Annotated in this window: 12 protein-coding genes and 1 riboswitch; of the genes, 2 read left to right on the top strand and 10 right to left on the bottom strand. The window is 38.0% G+C overall.

The window, feature by feature from the left end; genetic code table 11:
• Positions 1-5 precede the first annotated feature (5 nt).
• The 4 genes from AB8P06_RS03105 to AB8P06_RS03090 form a co-directional block, all read right to left on the bottom strand.
• Entirely contained in the window at positions 6-902 is an 897-nt protein-coding gene (locus AB8P06_RS03105; protein ID WP_369838378.1) for a cation diffusion facilitator family transporter, read from the bottom strand.
• Between the two features lie 193 nt (positions 903-1,095).
• Positions 1,096-2,316 (bottom strand): efflux RND transporter periplasmic adaptor subunit, encoded by a 1,221-nt coding sequence (locus AB8P06_RS03100; protein WP_369837731.1) that lies wholly within the window; start codon positions 2,314-2,316, stop codon positions 1,096-1,098.
• A gap of 1 nt (position 2,317) precedes the next feature.
• On the bottom strand, positions 2,318-6,682 hold the full coding sequence (locus AB8P06_RS03095) for a CusA/CzcA family heavy metal efflux RND transporter (RefSeq protein ID WP_369837728.1): 4,365 nt from the start codon (positions 6,680-6,682) through the stop codon (positions 2,318-2,320).
• A 235-nt stretch (positions 6,683-6,917) separates the two neighbouring features.
• Positions 6,918-7,241, bottom strand: a complete 324-nt coding sequence (locus AB8P06_RS03090; protein WP_369837725.1) for a DUF6660 family protein — start codon at positions 7,239-7,241, stop codon at positions 6,918-6,920.
• Positions 7,242-7,430: 189 nt separating this feature from the next.
• Here AB8P06_RS03090 and AB8P06_RS03085 point away from each other — a divergent pair, with 189 nt between their 5' ends.
• Complete coding sequence (locus AB8P06_RS03085; protein ID WP_369837722.1) at positions 7,431-8,648, top strand: protein O-mannosyl-transferase family; 1,218 nt, start codon at positions 7,431-7,433, stop codon at positions 8,646-8,648.
• Between the two features lie 365 nt (positions 8,649-9,013).
• Here AB8P06_RS03085 and AB8P06_RS03080 read toward each other — a convergent pair whose 3' ends face one another.
• Together AB8P06_RS03080 and AB8P06_RS03075 are read right to left on the bottom strand one after the other, a co-directional pair.
• Complete coding sequence (locus AB8P06_RS03080; protein WP_369837719.1) at positions 9,014-10,507, bottom strand: RagB/SusD family nutrient uptake outer membrane protein; 1,494 nt, start codon at positions 10,505-10,507, stop codon at positions 9,014-9,016.
• An 18-nt stretch (positions 10,508-10,525) separates the two neighbouring features.
• On the bottom strand, positions 10,526-13,435 hold the full coding sequence (locus AB8P06_RS03075) for a SusC/RagA family TonB-linked outer membrane protein (RefSeq protein WP_369837716.1): 2,910 nt from the start codon (positions 13,433-13,435) through the stop codon (positions 10,526-10,528).
• An 83-nt stretch (positions 13,436-13,518) separates the two neighbouring features.
• A riboswitch (SAM riboswitch) is annotated at positions 13,519-13,614 on the bottom strand.
• A gap of 242 nt (positions 13,615-13,856) precedes the next feature.
• On the opposite strand from AB8P06_RS03075, the gene AB8P06_RS03070 reads away from it, so the two are divergent.
• On the top strand, positions 13,857-14,267 hold the full coding sequence (locus AB8P06_RS03070; protein ID WP_369837713.1) for a type II 3-dehydroquinate dehydratase: 411 nt from the start codon (positions 13,857-13,859) through the stop codon (positions 14,265-14,267).
• Positions 14,268-14,368: 101 nt separating this feature from the next.
• Here AB8P06_RS03070 and pckA read toward each other — a convergent pair whose 3' ends face one another.
• The 4 genes from pckA to AB8P06_RS03050 all read right to left on the bottom strand — a co-directional run bounded on the left by pckA (position 14,369) and on the right by AB8P06_RS03050 (position 19,922).
• Positions 14,369-15,985, bottom strand: coding sequence for a phosphoenolpyruvate carboxykinase (ATP) (pckA, locus tag AB8P06_RS03065; RefSeq protein WP_369837710.1), 1,617 nt, complete (start codon positions 15,983-15,985; stop codon positions 14,369-14,371).
• Between the two features lie 126 nt (positions 15,986-16,111).
• On the bottom strand, positions 16,112-17,017 hold the full coding sequence (locus AB8P06_RS03060; RefSeq protein WP_369837707.1) for a GYDIA family GHMP kinase: 906 nt from the start codon (positions 17,015-17,017) through the stop codon (positions 16,112-16,114).
• 10 nt (positions 17,018-17,027) lie between these two features.
• A complete protein-coding gene (fabD, locus tag AB8P06_RS03055) occupies positions 17,028-17,903 on the bottom strand; it encodes an ACP S-malonyltransferase (RefSeq protein ID WP_369837704.1) in 876 nt (291 codons plus the stop codon).
• A gap of 69 nt (positions 17,904-17,972) precedes the next feature.
• On the bottom strand, positions 17,973-19,922 hold the full coding sequence (locus AB8P06_RS03050; RefSeq protein ID WP_369837701.1) for a LysM peptidoglycan-binding domain-containing protein: 1,950 nt from the start codon (positions 19,920-19,922) through the stop codon (positions 17,973-17,975).
• Positions 19,923-19,946 lie beyond the last annotated feature (24 nt).

Raw genomic sequence — 19,946 nt, 5'->3', positions numbered from 1 at the left:
TTATTTTAAGGATGCATTTCTCCTTCTTCATATCCTTCATCTTCAATCTGGATCGTCGTATGGCTGATTTTAAAATTAGCCGTGATCTGATCGGTTAAAGTTTTCAACAATTCGTTCTGAGAAAGCATTTTGTTCTTGACTATATGAACACTCATCGCGTTTACTCCTGATGTAAGTGACCATATATGAAGATCGTGAATGCTTTTTACTCCGGGAGTTTGTTCCAGTAATTTACGTAATTTTTCAGGATCTACGTCTTTCGGTACGCCTTCCATTAATACATTGACTGCTTCTTTCAGCAGGTTCCATGTTCTTGGAAAGATAAGAAGCCCGATGACTGCAGATATAATAGGATCGGCATAATACCAATTGGTGGTAAGCATAATCACTCCTGCAATCATCACTCCAATAGAAGTAAGCATGTCTGAAAGCACTTCAAAATAAGCACCTTTCATATTCAGGCTTTCGTTGGAATCTTTTCTTAGAATCATCATTCCGATGATATTGACGACCAGCCCGATTCCCGCAACGATCAACATTGATTTACTTTGTACTTCGGGTGGGTTCTGGAATCTTTTATAGGCCTCAAACAATACATATATGGAAATCCCCAGAAGCACGACCGCATTAATGACAGCTGCCAGTATTTCTGTACGGTAATAGCCATATGTTTTGGTGGAACTGGCTTTTCGCTCTCCTATTTTAATGGCGATCAATGCCAGAAGCAGGCCGACCACATCGGTAAGCATATGTGCTGCATCTGCTAGTAAGGCAAGACTTTGGGTGATAATTCCGCCGATCACTTCAGCGACAAGATAGGCTCCGCTCAGGGACAATACAATCACAAGATTTTTTTTATGCTTTGACGTTGCCGAAACGGTCTGTATTTTTGTTTCACTCATCATTTATAGTTTTAAATATTACATTTTACAGTATAAAGAATTTTCCTTTTTTAGGTGAAAAGTTCTGGTTTCAAATATTCTGTATTTTTAAAAAATTTCGTTGCCTACTCTAAATTAGGAATAAAAACCTGCATTTCATCTATTCAATTGTTCTATAGGCTTTTAATGCAGATTTTATTTCAGTTTTTAATTTTTAATGTTCGTGTTCACCCGAGTTTGAAAGTTTTGCATTGACAAAGAAGGCTCCTTTTACTACTATTTTAGCATTAGGTGCGATTGTGATCACCGGAGTTATCGCGGTGTATCCCATGTCTGAAGAACCCTTCACCACTTCTATCTTTTCAAAATTGATGGTTCCTGACTGTTCTTTTGTTTTTTCTTCCGCTTCATGCCCTTCTGCCTTTTTCGCAGTCTGAACAAAAACATAAAATTTCCCGTCAGCTTCAACAATCGCTTCGTTTGGGATTGCAGGGGTTGTACTTTTATCAAGACTTACGATTCCGGTGATATTCATCCCGTCAATTAAACCCGTTTTGTTCCCTGTAACGTCACAATGAACGGAAATTGTTTTGCTATCGTTTTCAAATGATGATCCGATGCTGTATACTTTTGCATCGTATTCCGTTTCGGGATTATTTGTCAGTTTAAAATGAACAACCTGCCCTACTCTCATTTTCGGAAGGTCTTTCTCAAAAACCTGCAGATCCAGGTGAATGGAGCCATTGTCTATAATTTCTGCAACCGGGGATGAAACATCTACATAGCTTCCGATCCGGGCATTAATATCACTGATTGTTCCACTGATAGGTGCAGTAATGACAAGGCCTGATCTCATATTGGCATTACTGATATTTCCTGGACTTATTCCCATCAGTTGCAGCTGTCGTAAAAGAGACGCTTTTTTTGTCCTCAAAGTTTTAAGCTCCGAATCTGCACTCTGAAGGTTCTTTTTTGCTCCTGCATCATTATCAAAAAGCTCTTTCTGTCTTCTGTATTCCTGTTCTGCAAAAATAATCTGACTGTTTGTTGTGAGATAGCTTTCCTGAAGCTGGATAAATTCAGGATTGGCAATGGTGGCAATCACCTGTCCTTTTTTTACACTACTTCCTACCTGAACATTGAGTGTTTTAATAATCCCGCCATACAGAGAAGTGACTGTTGCCTTATTATTATTCGGTACCCGTAGCAGACCGTTGGCTTTAATGGTGGAGGTAAGTTCTTTCATTTCTACTGTTCCCAGGGTAATCCCGACCGCCTTCATCTGCTCTTGAGTGAGTGAAGCTACAGTTTTGGGAGCTTCTTCTTTTTGCTCCTTTTTATCAGTAACTTCCTCCGGTGTGATTTCTTTTTTACCACAACTCATCATGAATAGTGAAAGGAATGTAAAATATATGATATTGTGTTTTAGTTTCATTTTATTTATTGATAATTGAATTGATAGTAATGACAGATTGATTGACCTGCTGAATAGATTCAAGGTATTTCAGCTCAATATTCGTTGCAGTCTGTAAAGCAAATAGGTATTCTACATAAGTGATCTCTCCTGTCTTATAACCAAGCTGTGCTGCTTTTACGATATTTTTCGCATTAGGAATCGCCTGGTTAAGATAATATTGATATTGCTGAAAATCCTGCTGATACTGATTTAACGAATTCTTTAGTTGGGCCTCCAGTTGCTGCTGTTGAAGCTTTGCGCTGTTCTCTTCCATCTGTTTCTGATATTCCAAAGACTTTATTCTTGCTTTGGTCGCTCCGAATGTCAACGAAATAGCAATCCCCAGACTCACCGAACTGAACCGATTTCCGGCTCCGAAATATTTCTCCTGCCCGTTTAAAGTATGAAAACCTATCAGAGACTGGTTGGTATATCCGATGCTGAAATCCGGCAATCCCTGTGCTTTTTCAACATTTTTATTTTTTTCCAGAATTTCCATATTCTGCCTGTACATCATAATTGACGGATGATTGGCAATGGTAAGACTGTCTAAAAGGTAATCTGCTTTTAAAGGCTTATAATTCTGAGAAACCGGAACGGAAATATCTTCTTCGGTATTCAATAACACTTTTAAATTTTGATATCCGTTATCGAGATACACTTTATTTTGCTGAAGCAGGAGATTGATCTCGCCTTTCTGTGTTTCGGCAGTATTAATTTCAATTTTCTTAATATCTCCGGCTTTAAATCTCACTGTTGCAATTCTTATAAAATCACCGTATAAACTGTCAAGATACTGCAGCCTGGATTGATTAAACCGTAAATATTCAATCTGGTAAAAATAGGTTCTGATCTGTTTTACCAACTCATTTTCCGTGAGCTGTCTTTCGATTTTTTTGCTTTTGATCTCTTCCTGAATCAATTCTTTTCTGGCTTTAAATAAAGTGGGAAACGGAATGGTCTGGGAAATCGCAAATGACTGGTCAAATTTCGGGCTGTTATATTGTCCAAGCTGCGTACTGAAATCCAGCTTCGGAAGTTCTTTGGCAGTGGGCTTTAATGCCTCCGACGACTGTATATTAAGATCTTTTGACCGTATCGACGGGTTGTTTTTCTGCATTAATGCTATTGCTTCCTCTAATGACAGTTCCTTTGAATTCTGTGCATTTATGCTTTGTCCCAATAGTAAAAATCCAAACAGGATAGCTATTGCCAAAGGTTTTCCCGTTATTTTTCTTTTGATATTTATTTTAGAATTAAACATGATATACAGCATCGGCAGAACAAATAAGGTCAGGAAAGTTGCAGAAATCAACCCACCGATTACTACTGTGGCCAAAGGTTTCTGAACTTCCGCTCCTGCACTTGTACTCACCGCCATTGGTAAAAATCCGAAAGAAGCCACTACTGCAGTCATCAATACGGGACGAAGTCTGGTTTTTGTTCCTTCGATTACCCGTTTTATAACATCTGTCATTCCTTCTTTTTCAAGTTGGTTAAAAGTTCCTATCAGAACAATTCCGTTAAGAACTGCAACTCCAAATAATGCGATAAACCCAACTCCTGCACTGATGCTGAACGGCATTCCCCGCAATAAAAGCGCAAACACCCCTCCAATTGCACTCATCGGAATGGCTGTGAATATTAACGTCGCCTGTTTGAATGAATGGAAAGTAAAATACAACAGCATAAAAATAAGGAGAAGCGATACCGGAACAGCAATCATCAGACGCTGGCTGGCTTCTTTTAAATTTTCAAACTGCCCGCCGTAAGTGAAATAATATCCCGAAGGCAACTGTATTTCTTTAGTCAGCTTTTTCTGAATATCTTCCACTACGCTTTCCACATCCCGGCCTTTTACATTAAAGCCGATCACAATTCTGCGTTTCCCGGCTTCCCGGCTGATCTGGGCCGGCCCGAGTTTATATTCGATATTGGCAACCTGTGACAACGGAATCTGCATTCCCGTATCGGTAGGAATCATGAGATTATTCACATCATCAATATTGGTACGGTACAGGCTGTCTAATCTTACGACAAGGTCAAACCGCCTTTCGTTTTCAAAGATCTGGCCTGCGCTTTTACCGGCAAATGCAGTGCTCAAAACATTGTTTACATCTTCCACATTTAAGCCGTAATTAGCCATTCTGGTTCTGTCATAGGTTACATTGATCTGTGGCAGCCCGCTTACTCTTTCAACCTGTGGAGAAGTTGCACCATCAACACTTTGGATCACTTTACTTACTTTGTCGGCATACACGGAAAGTGTATCCATATTTTCACCGAAAATTTTCACCGCCACATCCTGCCGGATTCCTGTCATCAATTCATTGAAACGCATCTGGATCGGTTGGTTTTTTTCAAAGAAAACACCGGGGATCACTTCTAATTTTTCGGTCATTTCATCTGCAAGCTCGGTGTATGATTTTTTTGACTTCCATTCTTTCTGCGGTTTTAGAACAATAATCATATCGGTTGCTTCAGGCGGCATCGGATCTGTGGGAACTTCTGCGGAACCGGTTTTTCCGACTACCATTTTCACCTCATCAAACTGTTTGATAATTCTGGAAGCCTGCATTGAGGTTTCAATACTCTGGCTTAATGAACTGCCCTGCGGTAAAATACAGTGAAATGCAAAATCTCCTTCTTCAAGTTGTGGAATAAATTCACCACCCATTCTGCTGAAAAGGAATAATGAAATGGTGAATAAAGCAACGGTAATTCCGACGATAACATATTTGATTTTAATGGCTTTTTGCAACAATGGCTGATATATTTTCTGGAGCCAGCTCATCATTTTATCCGAAAAGTTTTCTTTGTGTGAAATTTTCTTTGAAAGAAACAAGGCACACATCATCGGAATGTAAGTCAGGGAAAGAATTAATGCCCCAAGAATGGCAAATCCTACTGTTTTAGCCATTGGTGAAAACATTTTGCCTTCAATTCCCGCAAGGGTAAGAATCGGGATGTAAACGATCAGAATAATGATCTCCCCGAATGCTGCACTTCCCCGGATTTTTGAAGCTGACAGGAAAACTTCTTCATCCATTTCCTGCCGGGTAAGCCGCTGCATAGATTTTCGTAAGCCCAAATGGTGAAGGGTAGCTTCGACAATAATTACGGCACCATCTACGATCAGCCCGAAATCAATAGCCCCGAGACTCATCAGATTGGCGCTTACCCCAAAAACATTCATCATGCCTAATGCAAACAGCAGTGACAAAGGAATTGCGGAAGCAACAATAAGCCCTGCCCTGAAATTTCCGAGAAATAATACTAAAACAAAAATGACAATCAACGCCCCTTCGATTAAATTCTTTTCAACAGTACCTATGGCACGGTTCACAAGATCGGTTCTGTCCAAAAACGGCTCTATAACTATGTCTGCAGGCAACGATTTCTGGATAACCGGTATTTTTTCCTTGATTTTAGTAACGACTTCGTTACTGTTAGCTCCTTTAAGCATCATGACCACTCCTCCTACGGCATCCGTTTGTCCGTTATACGTCATTGCCCCGTATCTCGTAGCATGCCCGAAGCCTACTTCTGCCACATCTTTGATAAAAACTGGAATATTCCCGGTATTTTTTACAGCAATATTCTTTATATCATCTAGGGAAGTGGCAAGACCGATTCCACGGATAAAATAGGCATTCGGCTTTTTATCGATATAGGCACCGCCTGTATTCTGATTATTTTTTTCGAGGGCGGTAAAAATATCCGTTACGTTAACTCCCATCGCTTTTAAACGATTGGGATTGACAGCGACTTCGTATTGCTTCAGCTCGCCTCCAAAACTGTTTACTTCAGCAACTCCTTCTGTACCATAAAGCTGACGGGCAACAATCCAGTCCTGCATGGTACGGAGATCTTTTGCGTTGTATTTTTTTTCGCTTCCCTTTTTCGGGTGCAAAATATATTGATATACTTCTCCTAATCCCGTACTTACAGGCGCCAGTTCCGGGGTTCCGATTCCTTTGGGAATACTTTCTTCGGCCTGCTTTAATCTTTCATTAATCAGCTGTCTGGCAAAATAGATGTCTACTTTATCTTTAAAGACAACGGTAATTACGGATAATCCGAACCTTGAAATGCTTCGTGTTTCTTCTATATCCGGAACGGTTGCAATACTTTGTTCGATAGGGAAAGTAACCAACTGTTCGACTTCCTGTCCTGCAAGTGTAGGACATACCGTGATAATCTGTACCTGATTATTGGTAATATCGGGTACAGCATCAATGGGCAGTCTGGTAGCGCTCCAAACGCCCCAAACGATGAGCAACAAAGTCATTATACCAATAACGATTTTGTTTTTGATGCTAAATTTTATGATTGTATCTAACACAAATTGAGATTTAATTTGTGATTGTCTGTTTTTGAACTTTTAAGTTTAATGCAAAGACGTTCTGTTCAGCAAAGTTTTGTACTATTCAAAATAAGACAATCGATTCTATTTTTATTGAAAACACGCATACGCTATCATTTGAAATGACAGGATGCAAAAATATCGTGAAGATCTCTGCAATGGTATTGCAAAGTTTCAGATGTTCAGAAAGCACAACTTTCTGAAATAAAACCAATTAAATCTTAGGAGGTTGCCAGATATGGTCGTAAACCTGGTAAGCGAAGTTATTTTTTCTGAAAAGGATTTTTTTAGAAAAATAGAGTTGAACCTGAGTCGGAATTTTAATCAAAGGCTCCATTTTAAACGCGGCAACGGTAATCTGACAACAGTTACAGCTGCATAATGGCGAACAGATATCTCCTTTATCTTTTGAATGGGATTCATCAAAACTCATGGAGAGCTTTGCTCTTTCTGAACCGGATTGTTTATGCAGGTCTGCACACGGCATCAGGGATAATGCCATGAAGTAGAATGCTAAAACCAATCTTAAGACGTTCATATGGACAAAGGTAGAAATTTTTCCGAGATGAATGGCAGCATGAGAAGTTTAAATCTAAGTTTTGAATATTTTTCTGCTGTGAATATCGGTATATTTCTATCAGGCATTAATCAGCGACAGGTCTGTGGATTGTGAAAATTCACTAAATTTACTGACTGTACAAATATCATCACCCTTACTTTTTCTTGCATGGACAAAAAATATTCATTCAGCTTATTTTTTTCACTTTTATTGATAGGAATTATTTATGCATTTTCTGTTTCAGAAGATCCCGCTCTGGGAGACAGTCTGGGATTTACACTTCAGGGATATAACGGATTTTTGTTTGATTCCAATGCAACGAATCATATATTATTTTCGAATTTCCTGTCTTTGTTGTACAAAATTCTTCCGTTTATTAATGTCCATTTTCTTTTTGTGGGCGTAAGCATATTCTGTGCTTTGCTTTCATTATTTTATCTGAATACATTATTAGAAATAACGGGTGTTTCCAGAAGATCCTCTTTGATATGTATCTTGCTGCTGGGGTTGTCGTTTACATTCTGGAGACAGTCGATCATCACAGAAGTTTATACTTTTTACTTAGTGTTTGTTATTTTATTTCTGATTCATTTATTTAAATTTCTTCAGGAAAAAACTTCCAGGCACTTTTATTATTTATCATTCTTTCTGGGCTTGTTGTTTTTAATACATATCCAGACCATACTTTTCATCCCGCTTTATGCTTATTTTCTGTTTAAAAATTTTTCTTTTATCAAAAGGCAGTTTTTTTACGGACTATTAATAACCATTGCTTTGTTTTCGATCTTACTGATTCCTCCTGTTCTTGGCCGGCATTCATTTGCTGCCATCTTTACGGACAATGCTTATGAAGATTCGCTTTTTAATTTTAATCCCGGTCTTATTTTTAAAAGCATTATCAAAAATGCCGGATTTTTAATTTATAATTTTCAGTTTTTCATTATTTTTTTATTCCCGGGAATTAAAAATAAAAAGCATCTGGATTATATCATTATAGGAATTCTTCCCTTTTTAGCCTTCTGTATTAAGCATACTATTTCGGATATTTATGTTTTTCATCTTGTTCCTTATCTGCTTCTCCTGATTGTAATAGGCAGGGGATTAGACCGATTTCCAGGGATCTATTTACTGACTCCGGTGATACTTCCGCTATTTTATTTTTTATCATTTAAAATTGTTGAAAAAACATCTTTCGGAAAGCAGTTCGAGAAAGAAAAAGGATATAAGGGAGGTACCAGATATATGTTGTTTCCGCCTCTTAACCAAAATCCGGATTTAAATTATTTTATTTTAAAGTATAAACAGGATTCTCTGGATAAAGACCCTGCATTAAGGAGATTATATCCCTTTGTCATCGAATGGGAAGATATTAAAAACAAACATTAATTAAAAATGTCTTTCTTTCAAGCATTTTATTTAAGTCAGAAAGAATAATTTTTTTTGTATCTATATACTATTTTACACTTATTGTTTCTTTCTTCTTTGATCGGTTTTTATCGCAAAGAAATTATGGACCGGATATATTAAAGATGAGCAAAGTTCTTTAATCTATATAATAGATTTTCATAAGAATGCTTCATAGCAGCCTGGCTGTTTTTCTTTGCTTTTCTTAAAATATCGTAGTCAGATTTAAAAGCTTTGCGTTAATAAAAAATGATGAGTGTAAAATAAATATTTAGTTGCTTAAGCTTTTAATAAAAACAAAAAGCCACCGCATAAGCAGTGACTTCATTGGAATTAAAAAACGGGTATTATAAATTCGGGTTATTCTCTATCTCCTTCTGTGGAATAGAAAACAGATAATACCTGCTATTCGCGACAAAAGCCGATTGGTCAGGAAAAGCAAAAACAGAATGTCCTCTTCCGTTTACGGTTTTCACCGTTCCGTCCGGAGTTGTTATCTGAACCTGGATCGGTTGACCGCTTGAATTTATATAAGCTTTTCTTGCAACGGTTCCCTGAGTTCTGATAATATCTGATAAAGCAAAACCTTCCCCGAATAATTCTTTTCTTCTTTCGATTAAAATTTCTTTTATTACAGCGTCCTGACTTAAAGGTCCGGTATATGCATTAGCATTTCTTGCTGATTTTAGCTGATTCAAAACAGCTACGGCATTATTTACATTTCCGTTTCTGGCTTCACCTTCAGCTTCAATTAAATACATTTCAGCAGCTCTCATGAATACAATGTCTGCAATAAGATTGGCTTTAAATTTAAATTTCGCATATCTTAAAAGCCCTTCTCTTCCGGGAAGGCCGTCCCATGAAAATAAAGAATAACGAATGTCGTTGGTATCAAACAGGTCTTTGAAATAAGGATCAGCCATAAAGCTGTAATAATAACTTCCGGAAGACGAAACATCTAAAAAATGGAACGCATAACTTTCCCCGGACTGCTCCTGAGTCTGGCCATGTCCCCAAATCCATTCTGCATTATTGATATCATTGAAGCCGTCTTTGTATTTTTCCGGCGTCATTAAAGGATAACCTGTTTTTGCTATTTGTGCGGCTGAAACGGCTTTAGCCCATTCACCGGTATTCAGATACGCTCTTGCCAATAATCCGTTGACAACAGACCTGTCAATTTTATCTTTGTTGTTTCTGGTGTAATTTTGCAGCAGAAGACTTGCTTCAGACAGATCATTTTTGATCAAGGTATAAATTTCTTCCAGACTCGCTTTTTTCTTACCTACGGAATTTGTAGTGGTGGGTTCGGTATAAATCGGAGCCGTGAGCGCTGTTTTATCTTTTAAGTAGCTGAACTGATAAAAGCTTGCCAGATTGAGATAGCAAAAAGCACGTAATGCCTTTGCCTGGCCTTTTACCTGGTCTTTCTTTTCCTGGCTTCCTTCTACTCCATCAATACGGCTGATTACATTGTTCATATTATTAATGGTGGAATACAGCAGACTCCAGATAAACTGGGCACGGCTTCCTGTATTGTTTACCAGATCCGTGAAGGCATAAGGTGATGCAAAACCATATTTATTGGTTAAAACCGCGACATCACTTCCCATGGAATCACTTGTTCTCAGGACTGTAGAATACCCGATGTTGGCATAGGTGGTTCCGTCATCATTAAATTTCGCCCAGGCTCCATTGATCACTGTTTCTGCGCTTTCAGCAGTTTTAAAAATTTCCGCTTCATTGGCCTGATTGGTTGGAGCTGTTTCCAGATCACTTGCACAGCCTGTAAATGACAATGCTGCGATTAAGGCGAAAGATATATATTTTAATTGTTTCATTGTTTTGATTTTAGATGATTAAAGAGTGGCCTGAAGCCCGAAAGTGATCGTTCTCATTGCCGGATACCTGTAGTAGGTTGTTCCGTCAAGGGTCTGCTCCGGATCCATTCCTTTATGTTTATAGAAGGTTAAAAGGTTTTCCGCCTGAACATAAATCCTGAATTTTTTAAGCCCCAATCTTTCAAAATAATCTGACGGAAGGGTATATCCTAAACTCACATTCTTCACTCTTGCATACGTCCCCGAATACAGAAATCTTGAAGATGCCGAAGTCCAGTTATTTGTTGTGGTACTCAAAGCAGGAACATCAGTATTCGGATTTTCCGGCGTCCAACGGTTCAGCATTTCTGCACTCCAGGCTCTTCCTGCCGCGCTTCCGTTATGCATGATCGAAGTATAGTCTGTATCCAAAATTTTTCCCCCAATACTGAAGGTCAGCAATCCTGAAAAATCAAAGTTTTTATAGGTAATACTTGTTGTAAGCCCCCCCATCACTTTGGGAAGTGAAGAACCCTGTAAGGTTTTTGTCGCTTTTGCATACTCTGAAGTGGTTCCTTCTACCGTGTTTCCGTTTGCATCCTGGTAAATATATTTCCATAAAGGAGCTCCGTTGCCAGGATCAACGCCCATCCATTCCGGAATAAAGAAGTCATAGATCGAACCTCCTACCTGCAATAGTTTTGTGCCGCTTACGATGGAACCTTTGGGAAGCTTTGTTATCTTATTATTTAAAGTACTCAGGTTCAGATCTACATCCCACTGGAAATTATCATGTTTAACAGGAGTCGTGAATAATGAGAATTCAAATCCGGTATTTTTTAACTCCCCGATATTAGCCTGATAACCGCTAAAACCTAATGACGGTGCCAATGGCATGTCAAATAAAAGATCTTTACTCTGGCGCTGGAAATATTCTACATTCCCCTTGATTCTGTTTTTAAGAATCGCGAATTCCAATCCTACATTTAAATTGAGGTTGGTTTCCCATTTAAGGTCCGGTGTCGGGAGCCTGCTTGCCACTGTCCCGCCTTCTCCGAGGTTATTATAGAAAGCATATAAACTCTGATAAGCGTAATAAGTACTTAATTTATCATTTCCCTGGCCTCCGTAACTTGCACGAAGGGTAAGCTGATTGAAAACATTTAAGCTTTTAATAAAATCTTCATTGGAAGCTTTCCAGGAACCACCCACTGACCAGAAAGTTCCCCATCTGTTTTCGGGAGAGAACCTTGAGGAACCATCTGCCCTCACTGATCCGGAGATGAAATATGTATTTTTAAAATCATATTCCACTTTACCTAAAAAACTCAGTAAGCCTAACTTATCACTATTTCCGCTAAAACCACCTAACAAAGCTGCCGCATCCGGCTCATAATAATATGGCAGTGAAAACTGGCTTCTGTTTCCGGATATGGTCTGGTATTCATAATGATAAAATTCCTGACCGCCCAGAATATTAAAATGGTGCTGCCCGAATTTTTTATCATACGTCAGAATATTACTCGTTGTATAAGAAAGTGTCCTGGAATTGGTTTTCGTTACCGAGCCTCCGATTTCCGCTCCTTCACCCAATAATGGATTTGTGTAATAATGTCCGTTATAATTTACCAGATCAACTGAAAAGCTGGTTTTAAACTTCAGCTCGGGTAAGAAAGTAAATTCTGCGAATCCTTTTCCGGAAAAGTTATCTTCCCTGTTTTCGTTTTTGTCCAAGGGTAGGGTTGCTGCTGCATTTTCATTCTGCAAAGCACTTGTAGGCCGGTATTTTCCGAAATCATAAATATTGTTTCCCGCTGCATCAAGCTTATAGCTTCCGTCTGCATTCCTTTCATAGTAAGGATAAAATGAAGGAATCACCCTTGCTGCATTGATAATATTATCTGTTCTGGAGTCTGAAGAAGGCGGAGCTTCCTGAAGGCTGTTGGTATAGCTTAGATTTGCTCCAACATTCAGCCATTTTTTAACTTCCGTATTTACCTTTAATCTGGTACTGTATTTCCTGAAACCGGATTCTATGGCAATTCCTTTATCATCAAGGTATCCTAATGAAAAATAATAATTGCTTTTTTCACTTCCGCCACTGATATCCAGGTCTACCTGATTTCTTGAAGCCACTCGCTGAAGAATATCCTTCCAGTTGTCATTCCATAAAGGGGTTGCTCCTGAAAGAAGCCTTCCGTCTGTACCTACAGGTTTTGCGTAATTTGGCCCATAAGGATTTATTCCTAATGCATTCACTAAATTATCCGTTGCCATCTGAGCGGCCTGTTGTGATGAAACCTGGCTTGATTTATACCCGTTTCTCAAGGCTTCCCAATACAGCTGGTAATACTGGTCGGTATTTACCTGCTTGTAATCTTTCACCGCTCTGCCTGAAAAACCCTGACTGATATTGAAGTTAACTCTTGATTCTCCTTTTTTTCCGGATTTTGTGGTGATAATAATAACACCGTTTGCTCCCCTTGATCCGTATAAAGAACTTGCTGTGGCATCTTTTAAAACACTGATTGATTCAATATCATTCGGACTGATCGAGTTTATGTTTCCGTCAAACGGAATTCCGTCTACTACAAATAATGGATTGCTTGAAGCACTCACAGAACCAATTCCCCTGATCCGGATTGATGCTGTAGAACCGGGCTGTCCCGATGCACTTACTGCCTGTAATCCCGGAACCTGTCCTTCCAGAGCTTTTGTAATATTGGTAACAGGCCTGTTGTTGATTTTCTCACTCGAAATTGTTGCTACGGAACCGGTATAGCTTGTCTTTTTTGCTTTACCATAAGCAACTACCACTACTTCATCTATTTCTTTTTCACGAAGTGTATCTTTTTTTGTCTCCTGACCTTTTACGCCGGTAATTCCCAAGAAAAACACAGCAACAGGTGGAATCCAAATTTTAGCATTAAATAAATTCTTACTAACCATAATCAATTTTATTTATCAAATATTAAAAATTAACCCTTTGCAGAAAGCACAGCAAAGGGTATCAATAAATATGATAAACCTAATGCTTATTTTTCCTTTAAGGCTGAATGTAACACCTTGCACGATGCAGGTTGTTAAGACTTCACAGGGTCAGTTCCCTCCGTCTTTCTTTATAAGCCGATCGAAATATGGTTGCAAATCTAAAAACAATTAGTCTATAAAACAAGTAGACTTTAATATTTTTAATTATAATTTTATGAAAATTAAGTTAAAATTATTTTAAAAACCACTAAAATAAGCAGTTAAATAAATTGATAAATCTTTAAATATGAGAAATATCATTAAAAATAATTCAAAAATAAAAAAAGAATAAAAAGAATAAATTTAAACCTCAATTGAAAAAAGTTTTTAATTTTATGGTATGAAAGTTTTATTAGTAAACGGACCCAATCTGAATCTGTTGGGCACAAGAGAACCTGAAATCTATGGCAATTTATCTATGGAAGATTATCTTGATAAATTGAGATCGGAATTTTCGTCTTATGAGCTAACCTACTATCAGTCTAATATTGAAGGAGAACTGATCAACAGGCTTCAGGAAGATGATTTTGATGCTGTGGTCATTAATCCGGGGGCTTTCACTCACTATTCTTATGCGATTGCCGATTGTTTAAAAAATATCCGCAAACCTAAGATTGAAGTGCATATCAGCAATATTTATAAAAGGGAAGAGTTCCGTCAGAAATCTGTGACTGCAGCCTGTAGTGATGCTGTTTTATCCGGTTTTGGAATGGATGGATACCGATTGGCAATTCTTAGTTTAAAATATTAGTCGATTTTAACCACATATTGATTATTCAGGTTTTCACAGATGATTGGAACTTTGAGAAAAGATATAAAAAAGCCTCATCAGTTGATGAGGCTTTATATTGATTAAATTGTCTGTTCCTGTAATTGAGGGCCTGAAGAAATTAATTTCTTACCTTCTTCGGTATTGCAATACTGATCAAAGTTTTTGATATATTTTGCAGCAAGATCTTTCGCTTTTTCTTCCCACTCGGCAGCATCGCCGTATGTATTTCTAGGATCTAAAATACCTTCCGAAACATTTGGTAAAGAAGTCGGGATCTCAAGGTTCATAATCGGAACTCTTGTTTTTAGAGCATTTTCAATGGAACCGTCGATGATTGCATCAATGATTGCTCTTGTATCTTTTAAGGAAATTCTTTTTCCTGTACCGTTCCAGCCAGTGTTTACCAGATAAGCTTTAGCTCCGTGTTCTTTCATTTTACCGATCAATGTTTTAGAATACATCGTTGGGTGTAATGTAAGGAATGCTTCACCGAATGCAGGTGAGAAAGACGGTTCAGGTTCTGTAATTCCTCTTTCAGTTCCGGCTAATTTTGAAGTATACCCGCAAAGGAAGTGATATTGTGCCTGGTTTTCATCCAAAATGGATACCGGAGGCAATACTCCGAACGCATCTGCAGAAAGGTAAACAATCTTTTTAGCATGCCCTGCTTTAGATGGTAAAACGATTTTATTAATATGATAAATCGGATAGGAAACTCTTGTATTTTCTGTGATCGATCCGTCTGTATAATCAGAAACACCATTATTGACCACAACGTTTTCAAGAAGCGCATCTCTTTTAATCGCTCTGAAAATATCCGGTTCTTTTTCTTCAGACAAATCAATTACTTTGGCATAGCAACCGCCTTCGTAATTGAAAACTCCGTTGTTATCCCAACCATGCTCGTCATCACCGATCAGGTATCTTTTCGGATCTGCAGACAATGTTGTTTTTCCTGTTCCTGAAAGACCGAAAAACAAAGCAACATCGCCTTCTTCACCTACGTTTGCAGAACAGTGCATTGAAGCCATTCCTTTCAACGGAAGATAGTAATTCATCATGGCAAACATACCTTTCTTCATTTCTCCGCCGTACCATGTACCACCAATGATCTGTAATTTTTCAGTAAGGTTAAACATCACGAAGTTTTCAGAGTTTAATCCTTGTGCTTCCCAATCAGGGTTTGTCGTTTTAGAACCGTTTATTACGATGAAATCCGGCTCGCCGAAGTTTTCAAGCTCATAGTGAGAGGGACGGATAAACATATTAGTAACGAAATGCGCCTGCCATGCCACTTCAACGATGAATCTTACTTTTAGCCTTGTATCTGCATTCGTTCCACAAAAAGCATCTACGACATAAATTTTCTTTGATGTTGAAAGCTGGTTCAGCACTAATTCCTTACAAGACTGGAAAATTTCCGGTGTTGTGGGTAAATTCACTTTACCATCCCAGAAAATTGTGTCTCTTGTAACATCATCCTGAACGATATATCTGTCTTTAGGTGAACGACCTGTGAAAATTCCTGTTTGTACAGATACTGCACCAGATTCCGTAAGCTCAGCTTTCTCAAAGCCTTGATTTTCAGGAGATACTTCAGCCTGATATAATTCTTCGAAAGAAGGATTATACATCATTTTATAGTCTCCTTTAATCCCTAATTTTTCTAAATCCTGGATGATTTTAGCGTGTTTCATTTTACTTATATTTTCTATTTCTTTTTGGGTTCAACAAAATTAAATATTAATTAATTGTTAAAGGTGGATAAATATAATGATATAAGTCAGAATACCAAAGAAAAAAACCTTGATGTAACCAGCTGATTACAAATAAATTAAATCATTCCAATCGAAAACAGTCGTAAAACCTTTTCCCCAAAAATAGTCCTTAAACCCCTCAAATTTTGCACTCATTACAAAATCTCCGCCCCAGGCACCAAGACTTTTAACGAATGAGGGACAATCAGCGAATTTTTTTTGTTTAACTGTAGGAATTTCAATAAAATCAGATATTTTTTGTTCATGAAAGAACATTAATTGAGAAAAATTTTCCAATTCATTACATAACAAAATATTTCTTGTAAGATCGGAAAACTCATCAATCAGTTTTTGAGACTTCGTTTTGGATTTGTAAAGTGCAATGCCTTCACGGCTGTCCTGCTTTTGATTTAAATGAATAAAAATCAAATCGTTTTTAAAGGATGGATTAAAGTTTACCTTTTCATATCTGATCTCAGGTTTGCTCTGAAAAAGGACGGCAGATTTCTCTTTTGCTACGGCAATATCATATCCGCTGCCTCCCAGGCTGATCGAATTTAAATGAAAAGGATCTATTTCAGCCCATTCAGCCAGATTATTCATCAGCGTAGAGCTGCTTCCAAGGCCATAGTCTGCCGGAAACTGAAGGTTTGTCTTTAAGTAATAGGAATGAGTGCCTTTGAATTTCGTTTCAGAAAGATCCTGAACATTTTTCAGGGTTTTCAGGATAAATTCGGCACCTGAAGGAATATTGGTTTCTAAAACCTGCCAGTTTTTATAGTCGATGCCAGCTTTCAGCCATAATTTGTTCTGATGATAGGCTTCCCAGAAAATAAGTGATTTCTGATCATCTTTTTCATCAAAAAAAAACTCTTGTCCCAGCTTGGTAGGTATCGCTAAGACAAGAGCTCCGTCTATCGCGAAATATTCTGAAGTAAGCATCAGCTTTCCCGGTGAAAATATTCCGCTCATAATTTTTTATTTAGATGGCAGAGGCAACATCTACAGAACCGTCAATTTTCTTGATCAGTCCCTGAAGCGTTTTTCCGGGTCCAACTTCAACGAAATTAGTGGCACCGTCTTTAATCATATTCTGCACAGATTGTGTCCATTTTACAGGCCCTGTTAATTGTGCGATCAGGTTCTGTTTGATCTCTTCAGGGTTTGTAATGGCTGTCGTAGTGATATTCTGATAAACAGGAATTGTTGCTTTTCTGAATTTAGTCAATTCGATAGCAGCGGCCAGCCTTTCTTGTGCGGGTTGCATCAATGGAGAATGGAATGCTCCGTTTACAGGCAATAATAATGCTCTCTTGGCTCCTGCCTCTTTTAATTTGATGCAGGCTTCTTCAACGGCTGCCGTTTCTCCGGAGATCACTAATTGTCCGGGACAATTGTAATTAGCCGGAACAACGATCCCGTTGATCTGTGCGCAGATTTCTTCAACTTTAGCATCTTCCAATCCTAAAATTGCTGCCATAGAACTTGGATTGGCATCACAGGCCTCCTGCATTGCTTTTGCTCTTTCGGATACTAATTTCAGTCCGTCATCAAACGACAGAACGCCGTTTGCCACTAAGGCTGAAAATTCGCCCAAAGAATGTCCTGCAACCATTTCTGCTCCAAGACCGTTTACTGCTTTCAAAGCAGCTACTGAATGTATAAAAATTGAAGGCTGGGTAACCTCCGTTTTCTTCAAGTCTTCATCTGCTCCATTAAACATAATGGAAAGGATATCGAAACCTAAAATTTCATTGGCAGATTCCATCAAATCCTTTATGTCTTTTCGAGAATCATATAATTCTTTTCCCATCCCATCGAATTGAGAACCCTGCCCAGGAAATACAAGTGCTTTCATGTATTAATTTAAAATATTATGCAAATATAGATATAATGTTAAAAATATTATTTAACATAAATAAATATCTTAAGGAACTAAACGTATCACACGGTAGCCGGTATTTACATATGCTCCGTTGGCTTTTGATTTTACGTATTCAAATTTTGTAGCAAGCTGCGTCTGAACTTTATTCATTTGTTTAAAAAGCTCGCCTTTTTTGTTTTCTCTGGTCAGCATGTCATTCACAACATCAAAACCTATGATCGCATATTTAGCCGGGGCTTTACAATACTTGGCTTTATATGCAGCCAGGATTTCTTTTTCAAAACTTCCTTCTGTATTAATTTTTCTGTCCATCAGATAAACCAGACTTGCCTGACTCAGGTCGTCTACTTTTTTCTCAAAGCTTGGTACAAAATACATACTGAATGCTTTCATTCCCTGTACTTCTTTTGACAATGCAATTACTTTATTTGAAAATGCTTCACCGGTACTGTCATTATCACTCGCCAGGATTGCAATTACCGGTGCCGACTGGCCGGTCATCATATTCTTATCCAGTTGTATTTCAGCCGGAGAATTGACAATCGTTATATTTGGATTTTTAACGGCTTTTTCAAGGCCTGCTTTAATATAATTGGCAAGTTCTTTTTTACTGTCAGCAACCACATAAATCTTCTGATCTGAATAAGTGGCTTTTACTTCTTCAACGATTTTATCAGCGTAAGTTTGATCATTGGTTTCAATGATTACAAGATTGCTGTAATTGTATAATTCCGGAGAGTTGGCAAATGGTGCTACAATAGGAATTTTCTGATTTTTGGTAAAATCCAGGACATCGATGACATTAGATTTAAAGAATGGCCCGATAATCAAATCGGTATTATTCGGGTTTATCTGTGTTAGCGAATTTTTAAATGAAGCTTCATTTCCTGAATCCACTACTTTGATATCTAATTTTTGTCCGCTTCCTGCGTTTCTTTCGATCGCTAATTTTGCCCCGGTTAAGAAATCCAGTGCCATGGCCCTGTATTGGGTTTCATTGGTATTGTATCCGAAAGGAAGCATCAATACGACACTTAGAGCATCACCGCTCTTTTTCACATAGCCCGGATCAAGCTTTTTAATTTTTAAAACCATTCCTGTTTTCAACCCTTTTGAAAGTTCAGGGTTCAGGGCAATTAATTCATCAATAGAGATTCCGTATTTATTTACGATAGAAAAAACGGTATCTCCCTGTTGAACGGTATAGGTTACATATTCATCTTGTGAAACGGCAACCGTTTCTGATGTATTTTCCGTAGTTCTTTCGTTTCCGGAATCCATTTTAGTTTTATTATTAACCGGTTCAGAAACAACTTCTGTATTCAGTTTTTTAACTTTAATCGTTTCTCCCGGCTTCAACCCTTTTTCTTCCAATCCGGGATTTAAAGCAAAAAGTTCCTGCTGGGTAATTCCAAATTGTTTTGAAATCCTGTAATAATTATCTTTAGACTGAATGGTATATGATTCTCCTTCTGCTACGGAAGCAGCCGGAGTTTCCACTGTTGTTTCAGCAGGTTTGACTATCGGTTTTGTTGTTGTCACCACCGCCGTTTGCTGATCGCCGCCATATTTTTTTATGCTGTCAAGAGGCAGGGTAATCTCATCTCCGATTTTCATATGGGAATCAAGCTCAGGATTGAACTTTCTCAGATCTGCTTCTGAGATCCGGTATTGTTTTGTAATTCCATAAATGGTTTGTTTAGGCTGCAAAACAATTTTACCAGTCTGAGAAGAAGTGTTAGATTTTGGCTTTTCCGTAACAGCTTTAGGAGCTGAAGTGGTGCTTTTATCAGATTTAACGGTTAAAACATCTCCGATTGCCAGCTTACCGTCTTTAAATTTCGGATTTAATCTGAGCAACTCATCTACACTTATTCCATACTTCTTAGCAATATTGTAAGGAGTATCTCCTTTTACAACCGTGTGAGATTGTTGAGCGGAAACACTCAAAACCATACATAAACCGGATAGAATAAAAAACCTCTTTATCATAGTCGATAATTATATTTACAAAAA

The organism is Chryseobacterium tongliaonense, assembly GCF_041224435.1.
GTDB lineage: Bacteria > Bacteroidota > Bacteroidia > Flavobacteriales > Weeksellaceae > Chryseobacterium > Chryseobacterium tongliaoense.
This window is presented reverse-complemented; position numbering and strand designations above follow the sequence as displayed.